Raw genomic sequence first — 13,292 nt, 5'->3', positions numbered from 1 at the left:
TCGAAGCGAAGTCCGCCGCCGGCGATGTTGTTAGCCGTTCGCGACCTTTGGGAAATAGGTTGCCCAGACCCGGTTGCGGCCCGCACGCTTGGCTTCGTAAAGCCGGTCGTCGGCGATGGCGATCAACTCGTCCCAGCTGTTGATCGCACGCGCTTCCTGCCAGACCACGCCGAAACTTGCCGTCAGCGACAGGCCGCTTTGCTCATCGATGGTCTGGGCTTCGATCAGGCGGCGAAGGCGGTCGGCCGTGGCCGTCGCCGTGGCGTGGCTGACATCCTGCAGCACGACGACGAATTCCTCACCGCCATATCGGGCGAGAATGTCGTTCTTGCGCAATGCGCTGCGCAACAGGCCAGCGGTCTTCTGAAGCGCGATGTCACCCATGGCATGGCCGTAACGGTCGTTGATCGATTTGAAATGGTCGATATCGACAATCATCACGCCGAGCGACTGACATTGCTCCTCGCCCGTCAATATGGAGCGAACCGCCTTTTCGAGTGCGCGGCGGTTGAAGACGCCCGTCAGTGCGTCGGTTTCGGAAAGGGTGCGCAGCTGCTCGGCCAGCGCACGCTGCTGGTTTTCCATTTCGCCCTTCTGGCGAAGCTGTTCGCGCAGGAAATCCAGTTCCTCGAACATCTTCTTCACTTCCGGCGCAACCCTGTCCTCATGACGGCCCTCGGAAAGATCACCGCCGGCGATGGCGGCGATCTGCGTCTGGACGGATTGCATGGGACGGAACAGCGCGGTTTTGTAAACGGATGTCAGCCGCAACAGCACCAGCACAGCGATGCCGGCGAGAAAGAGCGAGGTTCCGCCATAGATCAGGGCCTCCTGCTTTTTCTTTTCGATCCGCGCGCGCGTTTCGGACAGAATAAGGTCGCGCAGGGTGTCGGACGACCGCATGCCGGCAATATAGTTTCTGGAGAACTCAAGTGCGCTTGGCTGGGCGGATGGCACCGCCATCACGATCGTGTTCTGCGCGTAACGTAAAGCCTGACCGAAATATTGGGTTTCAAGATCGCGCAATGCGCCGTCCAGCCGCGGCGTCGAGAGATAGGCGGCGGTATAATTGGTCAGCGATGCTTTCAGCGACAGCAGGCTCTGCATCTCGGTATCGAACTTGGCGCGATAACCGAGCTTTTCCTGCCTGTTCGCCTTGAGACTCATGATGACATAGGAACCGAGGCGACCGATACGGTCGCGCATCACGCCCGCCGTGCCCGTCATGGCGATGTCGATCGCCACGTCGGGCGTCACCTTGATGATGGCGCGTGCGGCCCTGCCGCGCAGCAGATTGACGCTATCCGCCGCCTTGAACATCGATGCAATCGCATTGGACATCGCGCCGTGGTTACGCGCGTCAGGGGGGAGCGCGGCAACCTGATCGACCAGCTCTCGCGATTGCTCGAGCTTCTGGCGGGTATCAGCAAGCGACTTCGCCAGTTCAGGCTGTGTTCTGATATCGTTGGCGAAGGATTTCTCCAGCTCCGACAGCTTGTCGTCCGTTGCCTTGCGCGCGGCGGCAAGCCCTTCGGTCAGCCTTGCATCCGGCACGGATGCACCCATCAGATTATTGGCGGGGCCTCGCTCGGCCGACACCAGCCATGCGGACTGGAGAGCGGTTTCAAAGCGGCTGAGCTGCGCGGCATTGGTGCGATAGCGCAGATAATTATAGACGCTGGGCAGCGCGGCAAGGGTTGCCAGCAGGATGGAGCTTACGGCGATGATGATCGTGCCCGTCAGCTGGATTTTCTGTATGCTCGCGCGCATATGATGCGTTGTTCTCACTGGAATGGTTATGTTTCATCGCCATTCTAGTGGTGCTGCGTAAATACTTCGCTTATTTTCCGGGCCTTCTGCTACAATTGCGATCATGAAGACAGCCCGGCCGGCGACGGTGTGGAAAAGCGGTTTGTCGATGCCACGGCGTTAGTTTTTACTTTACACCAAGTCAGAATCTGATAGTTGGCAAGGCACTGGCTTGCCCTTGTAGCTCAGTTGGTAGAGCACCTGATTTGTAATCAGGGGGTCGCGGGTTCGAACCCTGCCGGGGGCACCAGTAAAATCAATCGCTTAATCCTGAAATCTGTTTGGTTGAATGAACCGTGTGACGGGTGACGCTTTGCGTTTGCCGCTGCCGGTGGTTGAGCCCTGATGAAACTGGAGTGACTGGCTTCGGCCTGCCAGCCCGGGAGACTCTCGCATCGGGAAGCCGGTTTAGCCCACTAGAAGGCGAGATCGGGAAGGGCGGGGCATCCGCCAGAGTTGTAAAGCCCCAAGGTTTAAGCATATTGTTCGGCAGATAAGTTGAGCAACAGCGGGCGCTTTCAATGGATGCATATGGTCATTTGCGGATATTGGTAAGCCTCATCCTCGGCCTGGCCATTACCAGGGTGTTGTCCGGACTTTCCAGAAGGCTGCAGGAGCCGCAGAAAACCGACCGTATGCATGCGCAGATCGTCTGGTCGATTGCCCTGCTTCTGGGAGCTGTCCATTTCTGGTGGTGGGAATTTGCCCTGCGGCTGATCCACAACTGGAATTTCTGGATTTACATTTTCGTTCTGGTCTACACGTCGCTGTTCTTTTTGATGTCGACGCTGCTTTATCCCGATCACATTCAGGAGCTGTCCGAACGGGAAAGTTTTTTCGTGCGCAGGCGACATGCGTTCTTTGCCCTGTTTGCCGCCTCGTTCGTCTTTGATCTGGTGGACACCTACATCAAGGGCAGGGAACATTTCGAACAGCTCGGGCCATGGTATCTGGCAAGGATAGTCGGCGGTCTGCTTATCGCGATTGTGGCGATGAGAACCGATAGCAGCCGCAAAATCATGTGGCTCGGTGTTATCTGGCTCTTCTTTAACGCGCTCTGGATAACAGCGATCTACAGCGACCTGTTCTAGTTCTTTCAGCGGCAAAATAACCGGATCGCGGGACGGCCCTGCGAGTGGAACGCGCAAGCGCACAATGCAGCGTGGCGGTTTCGATGATCGCCTACGGCTTTATGTGATAGAGCTTGTGCACGATGGACCAGTTGCCGTCGCGTTCCAGCAGTGACAGATATTCGTAAAAATCCATACCGACGAAACGGGTCGTCAGCTTCACCGAAGCGCTGTCGCCTTCCTTGTCGATGCCCATGATTTCAAAAGTGGGATCGTGATCGGGGAGGCCGCGTTCGCTCTTGCGCATCTGGTCGACAAAGTCCTCCAGGGATAGCCATTCGATTTCGCCTTCGAAGGTTCCGACGATGCTGGCGCGCGGGTCGAAAACGTCACGCATCAGGCTCTCATCCGCATAGGCCATGGCATGGACATAGTCCGTGACGGTCTGGGTAATCGTTTGCGGCATCGGATCATCCTCCCTTCTAATCCAAAGGCCAAGCTTACACCCGTTGACGTCTTTTCACCATAACCCCCTGAAAACGCGCCGGTTACGCTTCTTCCTGCGGTGTTTTTCCGCCGGCTGCGGCAGGCGCGGTGCGAAGCCGTGCGGCATGTTTTGCCGCCGCTTTCCACAATTTTGTCCCGCCTGTCATTATAGTCGCCTTGGGTCCGACAAATTTCGGCATCAAGGGCTTTTCCGCCCGTTTTGATGTGGCGCGCGGCGAGGCTTTGTGTGGGCTTTGCCGGTTTAACCGCCGGGGCGGGGTGCCGCGCCGGGCGGAATTGGCCTATGATCCGCCCGCGTGCCAGACGGGAGCGGTGTTGGGCATGCGGGTAACAGTTTGCGTTTGAAGGTGTTTTTGTGATTGATCCCTATGTTTTGCTTGGCGTGGAGCGCGATGCCGACGAGGCGGCGATCAAGTCGGCCTACCGCAAGGTGGCCAAGGCCGCGCATCCCGATAGCGGCGGCGATGCCGAGCAATTCGCGCGTCTGCAGACGGCCTATGAGCTGCTGAAGGATCCGGTGCGCCGTAAGGTATTCGACGATACCGGTTACGATCCGCAGCTTGCCGACGCCAAGGACCTCAAGGGCCTGCTGATGCTGGAAACGCTGGTGAATGAATTCATTCTGGACGAACGCGAACCTGGCAGTTTCGACCCCGTGGCCGCCATGCGCCGCAAGCTGACCGACGATATTCTGAAAAGCCGTTTCCATATTCTCGAGCTGGAACGGCACCGCACGCGGGTTCGCAAACATATGGACCGTCTCGGCCGCAAGCCGGAAACCGATGTGCTGAGTTCGATGCTGCGCGCCCGTAGCCAGTCCATCGCCGAAGCCATCCGTAATGCCGAAGCCCAGATCGAGGCGATCGAACAGGCTTATACGATGCTCGAAGGTTATTCCTACGAGCTGGAAAGCGTGACTTTGGCCGAGCCCTTGCTGAAAGGCGAGGCGGCGGAATAGGCGGCTGTTCAGGGGCCGTTGACGAGGGCGAGGATGAGCTGATGCACCCGCCCGCCGGGGGAAAGCTCGTCCCGGTCGAAATCGCGGCCGCGCTGGCGCTGCTCGTTGGAAAGCTCACCCAGACGCTGTTGCAGAACGGCGCGCACCTTCTGGCATTTGGCATCGTTTTCCGCCCTCAGCCCGATGCTGAAGGCTTCGATCTTTTTCACCATGTCGAGAATATGGTCACCATGGACGCGTTCGTGGGTTTCCACGCCGGAAATGAAGGTCCGCCAGCTGGCGGCGACGGCGGGCGGCAGATTGGCGGGCGCTTTCGGCCAGGTGTAGATGATAGTGAGATTGGGCCTTGCGGTGGCCAGCACGCAGGCGCCATCCGGCTGCGGACGGTAATCCCGCCGCCATGTCAGCTTGAAGGTGGTGTGGGCAATGGCCTGCACGCCGGCGGTCGGGCCGCGCTCGCCGATCGATTGATAAAGCGCACCGCCCGTATTGCCGCTGATGGCATAGGTTTTTATCTGCTCGGCCGGTTTCCAGTCGGCCGCGTGCGCTGACAGCGGCAGGGCGCTGAGCGCGATGGCGGTGCTGATGGCAAAGGAAAAGAGGCTATTGGCGGGCACGCAGCGATCCTTGGTGATTTGCGCGCCGAAGATAGGCGAGAGGCGCGCCGTCAGGCAAGGGCCCTCCGGCGGGGAGTGCCGGGTTTTCCGATAGGTCGCCACATATGAAAACCCCCGCGACAGAGCGCGGGGGGACAAGCTTGCGGACTGCAGGGGTAATCAGTCGTCCAGCTTGTCGTAATCGAGCTTCGGGGCGTTCTGAAGCGCTTCCTTGGTGGTGTCGACATAGGCCTTCCAGGTGCCGTTGTCGTTGTGGACCGCGACGGAAGCCGGGTCGAGCACCACATAGCTCTTGTCGATGCCGAGGAAGCCGCCGACGCTGGCCACCAGGCCGATCACCGACTTGCCGTCACCGATGACGACATCTTCGATTTCGCCGATGTTTTCGTTCTGGGCGTTATAGATGTCCATGCCATCGAGCTGGGAGGCGGTGAGATCGGTCTTCTGGACATTGACGAACTTCAGCGGGCCGCTGGCCTTGGTGCCCATGGTAATGCCGGGGCCGGACAAAGTGGCGTCCGCGCCGGCAGCAGGAGCCGTGGCGGGCGTCTGGGCAAAAGCCACGGAAGAGGAGAGCGCTGCTGCCGCAGCGAGAGCGATGACATTGATTTTCATGATGTTTCTTCCCTTTGTATGCTGAACGTTGCGTTCGGGGAGGAAACGGCGGGAGGCGGATTTGGTTCCTCATGGGAGGACAGGAAAATTTCGTCTATGCTGAAAAAAAGGATCAGGCGTGCGTCGAAATCGGGAGGATGTCATGGCGAAAAACACGGTGGCGAAAGATGCAGAGGAGACCGCACCATCGGACTTCATCGACCGGAAGATCGCGGAGCTCGGCGACTGGCGCGGTGAGACGCTCGCGCATATTCGCGCGGTGATCAGGAAGGCCGATCCGGAGGTGGTGGAAGAGGTGAAATGGCGCGGCGTGCCGGTCTGGTCGCATGCGGGCATCATCTGCACCGGCGAAACCTACAAGAGCGCGGTGAAGATGACATTTGCGAAGGGCGCTTCGCTGGAGGACCCGGCGGGGCTGTTCAATTCGAGCCTTGAGGGCAATATGCGGCGGGCGATTGATTTTCACGAGGGGGATGTCGTGGATGAGGAGGCGCTGGCGGCGCTGATCAGGGCGGCGGTGGCGTTGAACGCGGTGGGGAAGAGCGGGAAAAAGCGGGCCGGAAAGTAATGGACCTATCCGGCGACGAGAAAGAGGCCCACGCCTCAATCCTTGGCTTTGTCGGCAGCCTTGTCCCATTCCCCATCGATGAACTTCAGCGCGTCGATAATCGAGACCTTCCACACCGACCAGACGTGATCGCCGTCGGTCACTCGCAGCTCGGATTTGCGTTTGTCGGCTTGCAGCGTCTCGTGCAGGGCGATGGCGCCGCGCCAGAGAAAGAAGCCGTCATCGTCGCCGACGGTCAGATAGGTGGCAGGCAAATCCTGGCTTTCGGCGACATGTTGCGCCACGAGGGTGAATACGTTCTTTTCGTTGAAGAGCCTTGCATCGAAAGGTGTGCCGAAGGCTCCGGAGAAATGGTCCCCGGTTGAGGGAAGCACGATGCCGCTGGTGACGGTGGTGCGGTCGACCCGGTGGAAAAAGGCGCTGTCCTGAATGAGCTTGAGTTCGGCCGGCGTCTTGTCGAGATCGGAGGCGGGGACATTCTGCCAGATGGCGCCCGACAGACTGGCCACTGCGTCATAGAGGTCTTCATGGCCATAGGCGAGATGCAGGGCGCCGAAACCGCCCATGGAGAGGCCGGCGATGGCGCGGCCTTGCCGATCTTTCCGCACCGGCAGCGTTTTCTCGATCTGGTGGCGCAGATCGCCGGTCAGGGCCGTTTCGTAATCGCCGGGGCCGCCGACAGCGGCGGAATCCACATACCAGCTGTTCTTGACGCCGGGCATGACGACAACCAGCGGGCGGATGGCGCCGGCAGCGATGAGCGTATCGAGCGTCTTTTCGATATTGCCGAGATCGCGCCAGCTGTTCTGGTCGCCATCGTGGCCGTGCAGGAGGTAAAGCACCGGCCAGCCGTTTCCCGGCGGCACGCCGTCCGGGCGATAGATGTTGACGGGGAGCGGCGCGTTCAGGGCGGGACTATGGAAGGCCGCATCCTCGATCTGTCCGGCAAAGGCCGGAGTGTAGGTGACGAGGAGGCAGAATGCCGCCAGATTTTTTCGATACATGCGGTCGCTCCCTGCTGCCATTTCCAGACCATATCAACGTGCGCCGTTCCCTCATCAAGGGTCAACGCATCAGGGGAAGCACGGAGATCGAGATATTGCGCGCCTGTGTCGCGGGGGTCCTCCCGACCGGTCCGATCTATTTCTCTACCTACATCAAGTCGGCGGAAAATGATGACTACATTGCCATGGCCCTGGATGCCGACTTGGTGAAAGTTTTTGGTCCGGATCAGGTCGCAGCGCGGATCAGGCGGTGCGAAAGCTGATCGCCGCTGCCGGAGCGCGCGGGTGCTCCGGTCATGTGTTTCGCAATACATATGCCTGCTGGCATCGAATATCGCGGGCGCGTGCGTCACCGCCCCGGCCGGCCCGTCTTGCCCTTGGTTCGGCTCTTGCGCTTCTGCTCGCCGGCGTCCTCATAGGAACCCGCGCCGATCTTGCCACGAACCAGCGGTCGGGGATCGTCCGTGGCGCGCTCCGGTTGGCCCTCCAGCAACGGTGAGAACCGTTTGCCGGGTTCTGTCTGGGGCTTGTCGGGCACCGCGCCGCGCACGGGTTTTTCGGTCCTGCCCACTGTCATCTCGTCCAGTGTGTTCCTGCGGAATAGCGGTTTTCCCGCATCCGAGCCGGGGCCCATTTCATCCAGCGAGGGTTTGGCGAAGAGGGATTTGCCGCTTTCGTTCGCTGCGGCACCCGTCTCCGTCCCGCCGGATGTCTCGCCCTCCGGTGGGGAGATCGACAAGTGGCTGCGTCTGTTGTTTTTTCCGCCGCCTTCGATGGCGCGGGCCTCTTCCTTGGCCATCGGGTCGTCCATGGTCGCCAGTTCGGCGGCCTTGAGGCGTTTGATTTCGTCGCGCAGGCGGGCGGCTTTTTCGAAGTCGAGATCGGCGGCGGCGTCGCGCATGGATTTTTCCAGCGCGTTGAGATGGGCCTGCAGATTGTTGCCGACCAGATGGCCGCCATCGGCGAAGCCCTTGCCGGAAACGCCAGAAATATCGGCCCTTACGTGATCGCGCTCATAAACAGAATCAAGAATGTCGGAAATCTTCGCCTTAACCGATTCCGGCGTGATGCCGTGTTCGGCATTATAGGCCATCTGCTTTTCGCGGCGGCGGGAGGTTTCCTCCATCGCCCGCTTCATCGAGCCGGTGATATTGTCGGCATAAAGGATGACCTTGCCGTCAACGTTACGGGCGGCACGGCCGATGGTCTGGATCAGCGAGGTTTCCGAGCGCAGGAAGCCTTCCTTGTCTGCATCGAGGATGGCGACGAAACCGCATTCGGGAATGTCGAGGCCTTCACGCAGCAGGTTGATGCCGACAAGCACGTCGAAAGCGCCGAGGCGCAGGTCGCGGATGATCTCGATGCGCTCCAGCGTGTCGATATCCGAGTGCATGTAACGGACGCGGACGCCCTGTTCATGCAGATATTCGGTCAGGTCCTCGGCCATGCGTTTGGTCAACACGGTGCAGAGCGTGCGATAACCCTTGGCGGCGGTTTCGCGGATTTCGCCGAGAACATCGTCGACCTGGCTGCGGGCGGAGCGCACTTCCACCGGCGGATCGATGAGGCCGGTCGGGCGGATGACCTGTTCGGCGAAGACGCCGCCGGACTGTTCCATCTCCCATGAGCCGGGGGTTGCCGAAACCGCGACGGTGAGCGGGCGCATCGCATCCCATTCCTCGAAGCGCAGCGGCCGGTTGTCCATGCAGGAGGGCAGGCGGAAGCCATATTCGGCCAGCGTCGCCTTGCGCCTGAAGTCGCCGCGATACATGCCGCCGATCTGGCTGACGGAGACGTGGCTTTCGTCGATGAACAGCAGCGCGTTATCAGGGATATATTCGAACAAAGTCGGCGGCGGCTCGCCGGGATTGCGGCCGGTGAGATAACGCGAATAGTTCTCGATGCCGGCGCAGGAGCCGGTCGCTTCCAGCATCTCGATATCGTAGCGGGTACGCTGCTCCAGCCGCTGGGCTTCCAGCAGACGCCCGGCCTTTTCCAGTTCGGCGAGGCGGCCCTTCAGCTCTTCCTTGATCGACTTGATCGCGCCGTTCAGCGTCGGGCGTGGGGTCACATAGTGCGAATTGGCGTAAATTTTGACCGATTGCAGGTCACCGGTCTTCTGGCCCGTCAAGGGGTCGAATTCGGTGATGGAATCGATCTCGTCGCCGAACATCGATATGCGCCAGGCGGCATCCTCAAGGTGGGCGGGGAAGATTTCGATGGTATCGCCGCGCACGCGGAACGAGCCGCGCTGGAAATCCATGTCGCGGCGTTTGTATTGCTGGGCTACGAGGTCGGCCAGAAGCTGGCGCTGGTCCAGCCGGTCGCCCACCTGCATCTGGAAGGTCATGGCCGTATAGGTCTCGACCGAACCGATACCGTAGATGCAGGAAACCGAGGCGACGATGATGCAGTCGTCGCGTTCCAGCAGCGAGCGGGTGGCGGAGTGGCGCATCCGGTCGATCTGCTCGTTGATCGAGGATTCCTTCTCGATGAAGGTATCGGAGCGCGGCACATAGGCTTCCGGCTGATAATAATCGTAATAAGAGACGAAATATTCCACCGCATTGTCGGGGAAGAAATTCTTGAACTCGGAATAGAGCTGTGCCGCCAGCGTCTTGTTAGGCGCCAGGATGACGGCGGGTCGCTGTGTTTCCTCGATCACCTTGGCCATGGTGAAAGTTTTGCCGGAGCCGGTAACGCCGAGCAGCACCTGGCTGCGCTCGCCCGAATTGATGCCTTCGACGAGGTCGGCAATGGCCGTCGGCTGGTCGCCGGCGGGCTTGTAGTCCGAAGCCATGCGGATGGCGACGCCGCCTTCGGATTTCGGCGGGCGGGCGGGCCGGTGCGGCGTCCAGAGTTTGCCGTCCTTGAACAGCGGATTACCGCTCTCGATCAGCTTCGAAAGCGCGTCCACCGTGGCGGTGACAGCGCCCGGGGCGAGGTTGGCGGCATCCTCCAGCGATACATCCATGCCTGCCACCGGATTGAGACCGGCAGCGGCTCGGGTTTTCGGATCGCTCGATGCGCCGATGGACACGCCGCGTGCTGTCTTGGAGGCCGTGGTGTTCTTGGCCGTCTTCGGGGGGGCTTTCTGGGCCTCCTTGCGCGCTTCGATCTCGATCTTCTTGCGGTGCTTGCCCGCCTTCGAGGCGATTTCGCGCTGGGTTTCCACGGAGGAAGCCTCCGCTTCCGCCTCGAGCTGCTTCACCCAATCGGCGACACTGCCGCTGAGCGGCGCGCCTTCGAAGGACGATTGCGGAGCTTCCTCGAAGCCCGAGGGCGAGGAGGTGGAGTTTTTCGGTGATCTGGCCATAGGCGAAATATGGAGGGAGTCACGCATAAAGGGAAGGGGATGTGGTGAAAAAATGAGTACAAAAAGGAAACGAAGCGTGCGGAACAAAATTCGGCCGGATGCGTTGCGTAGCGGCTTAAGACAGCTTTGTTCAAATCCGTCGGAAATCGATTTCGGTTTTCGGGCGGATGCGCTAGAGCAAATCCATACGGGCGGAATGAGGGTTTCCTTCTGACTGCCTTCTCCTGCCGCATTTCATGACATCCCTCCTTTTTTCCAGGACCCATCATGCCGTTCTCAATCAGCCCTGCCCATATCTGGCCTGTCCTGATGCTTATCGCCTCCAATGTTTTCATGACCTTCGCCTGGTACGGCCACCTTAAGCACAAGGGCAGTGCGCTCTTCCTGGCGATTGTCGCCAGCTGGGGCATCGCCTTCTTCGAATATGTGCTTGCCGTTCCCGCGAACCGCATCGGTTCGGAGGTCTATTCCACCGCGCAGCTCAAGACCATTCAGGAAGTCATCACGCTCGCGGTCTTCGCGCTGTTTTCGATCTTCTGGCTTAAGGAAAGCATCACCATCAATCACGTGATCGGTTTTGCGTTGATCGCTTTCGGTGCTTCCTTCATTTTCCGCTCCTGAAAAGGAATAAATACCCCGGCGCCTTGCCGGCCCGGAACCAGTCGCAACGGATATGAGGTGGTGTATCGATGAAAATACGGCCTGCGAAAGTTGACGATGCAACCGGAATGGTGGCGGTTCAGAACGAGATATTCTCGGCCGGCCTCCGAAAAGCGCCGACGGATATCACGGTGGTGCTGGAGAATTACATCCAGCATGCCGACCGTATCGAATGCTCGGTCGCCGAGGACGACGACGGGCGTATCCTGGGCTTCCAGTCGCTGCGTTATGCGCGGACGAACAATCCCTATGGCGTGGCGGAAGGCTGGGGCATCATCGGCACCCATGTCAGTCCGCAGGCGGCACGAAGAGGTGTGGGATCCGCCCTCTTCGCGGCAACGCGCAGGGCGGCGGAGGCGCGGGGTATTCAGAATATCGATGCCAGTATCGGTGCGGACAACATGCTCGGCCAAAGCTATTACGACGCTATGGGATTTACGACCTATCGCCAACCGGAAGGGCTGGTCTGCAAGGTTTACCGGCTGGGCTAGACGCGGCCTGCTTCCGGATCAGCCGCGATTGTCGTTTTCGGAATATTGCAGGCGGGCCTTGCAGATGCGAACGTGGTTCTCGTCAGCCCATTGCACCAGCAATTGCATCGGCACCAGAAACGAGCGGCCGAGATTGGTCAGCTCATATTCCACGCGCGGCGGCACCTCGGCATAAAGCGTGCGGCGGATGAAGCCATCCTCTTCAAGCCGTTTCAGCGTGCGGGACAACATCTGCTTGGAAATATCGTCGATCCTACGGTTCAGCTCGTTGAAGCGCAGCACGCCGCCCTGCAGGGCTTCCAGAACCAAAAGGCTCCATTGATCGCCGATACGGTCGAGCACATCGCGGATGGGGCAGGGCTGGTCGAAGGCAAAAACCTCTTTCGTCTGCGTATCCGCCATGTCCTTACCCCTTGCCATTTTTGCCCTTGCAGGTCATCGCCATGTGACCAGATCAGCCGCCGCTGACTTCTTGCGGCTATGGCTGCGATACCATAGCTCTTCTTCGCGGTCTATAATCTAGACCGGTAACGATAGTGACAAGAGGAAAGAAGCCATGGCTAAAATCGCGCTCATCGGCGCTTCCGGCAATGCCGGGTCCCGTATTCTGAAGGAACTTTCCGACCGGGGACATCAGGTGACGGCAATCGCCCGCAATCCCGAAAAGATCGCCAGCCTGCCGAATGTGGTGGCAAAGAAGGGCGATGTTTTCGATCAGGAAGGGCTTTCGGAACTGCTGAAGGGTCACGATGCCGTGATCAGTTCGGTGCATTTCACCGCCAGCGATCCGGCAACGCTGATCGAGGCCGTGCGCGCCTCCGGCGTTCAGCGCTATCTCGTCGTCGGTGGCGCCGGCAGCCTTGAAATCGCGCCGGGCCAGCGTGTGGTCGACCTGCCAGATTTCCCGGCCGCCTACAAGGCTGAAGCGACCAAGGGCGCGGAGTTCCTGGACCGGCTGAAACAGGAAAAGCAGCTCGACTGGACCTTCCTGTCGCCATCCGCCGAATTCGTGCCGGGCGAAAGAACGGGCAAATTCCGCATCGGCAAGGATAATCTCCTCAGCAACGATGAGGGCAGCCGCGTTTCCTTCGAAGATTATGCCATCGCGCTTGTCGATGAAATCGAGAAGCCGCAGCATTCCCGCCAGCGTTTCACCGTTGGTTATTGAGAGGTATCACCCATGAATTTCGTAACACGCCGTCTTGCCATCGCCGCTTTCGCCCTCGTGCCCGCCTTGATGGCGGCGCCCGTTCTGGCGCAAACCGCAACGCGGGATTTCGCGCAGGAAGAAGCCAACCGCAAACTGGTGATCGAGTTCTACGATACGGTCTTCAACAAGCATGAGGTTGACAAGGGCGCCGCCGTCCTCGTCGACAGCTACAAGCAGCACAACCCGATGGTGCCGGATGGTAAGAAGCCGTTCGTGGATTATTTCACCGGCCACTTCAAGGAAAACCCGCAGTCGAAAGCACGGATCGTGCGTAGCGCCACGGATGGCGATCTGGTCTATCTGCACATCCATTCGACGGAAAATGAAGGCGATCGCGGCAGGGCCATCGTCGATATTTTCCGGGTTACCGACGGCAAGATCACCGAGCACTGGGACGTGATCCAGGAGGTGCCGGAAAAGGCGGCGAACACCAATACGATGTTCTGAGAGCCGTTGCCGTCGCATTG

General features: G+C 59.8%; 15 protein-coding genes and 1 tRNA gene. 9 read left to right on the top strand and 7 right to left on the bottom strand.

Annotated features, from left to right (window positions below; all coding sequences use genetic code 11):
- Positions 1 to 30 precede the first annotated feature (30 nt).
- Entirely contained in the window at positions 31 to 1,770 is a 1,740-nt protein-coding gene (locus ACQZ40_RS16150) for a GGDEF domain-containing protein (protein ID WP_065655863.1), read from the bottom strand.
- 213 nt (positions 1,771 to 1,983) lie between these two features.
- Between ACQZ40_RS16150 and ACQZ40_RS16145 the strand changes: the two genes are divergently transcribed.
- Both ACQZ40_RS16145 and ACQZ40_RS16140 read left to right on the top strand, forming a co-directional pair.
- Positions 1,984 to 2,059, top strand: a tRNA-Thr gene (locus ACQZ40_RS16145).
- A gap of 271 nt (positions 2,060 to 2,330) precedes the next feature.
- Positions 2,331 to 2,900: a hypothetical protein gene (locus ACQZ40_RS16140; RefSeq protein ID WP_065655864.1), complete on the top strand. Its 570-nt coding sequence runs from the start codon at positions 2,331 to 2,333 to the stop codon at positions 2,898 to 2,900.
- A 91-nt stretch (positions 2,901 to 2,991) separates the two neighbouring features.
- On the opposite strand, the gene ACQZ40_RS16135 is transcribed toward ACQZ40_RS16140, so the two are convergent.
- Positions 2,992 to 3,345 carry a nuclear transport factor 2 family protein gene (locus tag ACQZ40_RS16135; protein WP_448748279.1) on the bottom strand — a complete coding sequence of 118 codons (354 nt, stop codon included), beginning with the start codon at positions 3,343 to 3,345 and terminating at the stop codon, positions 2,992 to 2,994.
- Positions 3,346 to 3,741: 396 nt separating this feature from the next.
- On the opposite strand from ACQZ40_RS16135, the gene ACQZ40_RS16130 reads away from it, so the two are divergent.
- Positions 3,742 to 4,344 (top strand): J domain-containing protein, encoded by a 603-nt coding sequence (locus ACQZ40_RS16130; protein ID WP_003522436.1) that lies wholly within the window; start codon positions 3,742 to 3,744, stop codon positions 4,342 to 4,344.
- A gap of 8 nt (positions 4,345 to 4,352) precedes the next feature.
- Here ACQZ40_RS16130 and ACQZ40_RS16125 read toward each other — a convergent pair whose 3' ends face one another.
- Both ACQZ40_RS16125 and ACQZ40_RS16120 read right to left on the bottom strand, forming a co-directional pair.
- A complete protein-coding gene (locus ACQZ40_RS16125) occupies positions 4,353 to 4,961 on the bottom strand; it encodes a DUF922 domain-containing Zn-dependent protease (protein ID WP_174036186.1) in 609 nt (202 codons plus the stop codon).
- A gap of 159 nt (positions 4,962 to 5,120) precedes the next feature.
- Positions 5,121 to 5,576, bottom strand: coding sequence for a PRC-barrel domain-containing protein (locus ACQZ40_RS16120; RefSeq protein WP_448748278.1), 456 nt, complete (start codon positions 5,574 to 5,576; stop codon positions 5,121 to 5,123).
- A gap of 142 nt (positions 5,577 to 5,718) precedes the next feature.
- Between ACQZ40_RS16120 and ACQZ40_RS16115 the strand changes: the two genes are divergently transcribed.
- The gene (locus ACQZ40_RS16115; RefSeq protein WP_174039390.1) at positions 5,719 to 6,144 is read left to right on the top strand and encodes a DUF1801 domain-containing protein; all 426 of its coding nucleotides are present in this window, start codon (positions 5,719 to 5,721) and stop codon (positions 6,142 to 6,144) included.
- A 35-nt stretch (positions 6,145 to 6,179) separates the two neighbouring features.
- On the opposite strand, the gene ACQZ40_RS16110 is transcribed toward ACQZ40_RS16115, so the two are convergent.
- A complete protein-coding gene (locus tag ACQZ40_RS16110) occupies positions 6,180 to 7,148 on the bottom strand; it encodes an alpha/beta hydrolase (RefSeq protein WP_448748277.1) in 969 nt (322 codons plus the stop codon).
- Between ACQZ40_RS16110 and ACQZ40_RS16105 the strand changes: the two genes are divergently transcribed.
- Positions 7,124 to 7,411, top strand: coding sequence for a hypothetical protein (locus ACQZ40_RS16105; RefSeq protein ID WP_448748276.1), 288 nt, complete (start codon positions 7,124 to 7,126; stop codon positions 7,409 to 7,411). The genes ACQZ40_RS16110 and ACQZ40_RS16105 overlap by 25 nt on opposite strands.
- 86 nt (positions 7,412 to 7,497) lie before the next feature.
- Here the strand turns inward: ACQZ40_RS16105 and uvrB are convergent, their stop codons facing one another.
- The gene (gene uvrB / locus ACQZ40_RS16100) at positions 7,498 to 10,464 is read right to left on the bottom strand and encodes an excinuclease ABC subunit UvrB (RefSeq protein WP_448748275.1); all 2,967 of its coding nucleotides are present in this window, start codon (positions 10,462 to 10,464) and stop codon (positions 7,498 to 7,500) included.
- 267 nt (positions 10,465 to 10,731) lie between these two features.
- Here uvrB and ACQZ40_RS16095 point away from each other — a divergent pair, with 267 nt between their 5' ends.
- Positions 10,732 to 11,085 carry a DMT family protein gene (locus ACQZ40_RS16095; protein ID WP_003507620.1) on the top strand — a complete coding sequence of 118 codons (354 nt, stop codon included), beginning with the start codon at positions 10,732 to 10,734 and terminating at the stop codon, positions 11,083 to 11,085.
- A gap of 107 nt (positions 11,086 to 11,192) precedes the next feature.
- Positions 11,193 to 11,615 carry an N-acetyltransferase family protein gene (locus ACQZ40_RS16090; protein ID WP_448748288.1) on the top strand — a complete coding sequence of 141 codons (423 nt, stop codon included), beginning with the start codon at positions 11,193 to 11,195 and terminating at the stop codon, positions 11,613 to 11,615.
- Between the two features lie 18 nt (positions 11,616 to 11,633).
- Here the strand turns inward: ACQZ40_RS16090 and ACQZ40_RS16085 are convergent, their stop codons facing one another.
- Positions 11,634 to 12,017, bottom strand: coding sequence for a winged helix-turn-helix transcriptional regulator (locus ACQZ40_RS16085; RefSeq protein WP_065655871.1), 384 nt, complete (start codon positions 12,015 to 12,017; stop codon positions 11,634 to 11,636).
- 154 nt (positions 12,018 to 12,171) lie between these two features.
- On the opposite strand from ACQZ40_RS16085, the gene ACQZ40_RS16080 reads away from it, so the two are divergent.
- Positions 12,172 to 12,783: an NAD(P)-dependent oxidoreductase gene (locus tag ACQZ40_RS16080; protein ID WP_448748274.1), complete on the top strand. Its 612-nt coding sequence runs from the start codon at positions 12,172 to 12,174 to the stop codon at positions 12,781 to 12,783.
- 12 nt (positions 12,784 to 12,795) lie between these two features.
- Positions 12,796 to 13,272: a nuclear transport factor 2 family protein gene (locus ACQZ40_RS16075; protein ID WP_448748273.1), complete on the top strand. Its 477-nt coding sequence runs from the start codon at positions 12,796 to 12,798 to the stop codon at positions 13,270 to 13,272.
- The last annotated feature ends 20 nt before the right edge of the window (positions 13,273 to 13,292 follow it).

The sequence above is a fragment of the Agrobacterium sp. 16-172Ci genome (assembly GCF_053522725.1).
Note: the sequence above shows the minus strand (reverse complement) of the source record. Positions and strands in the feature narration are given on the sequence as shown.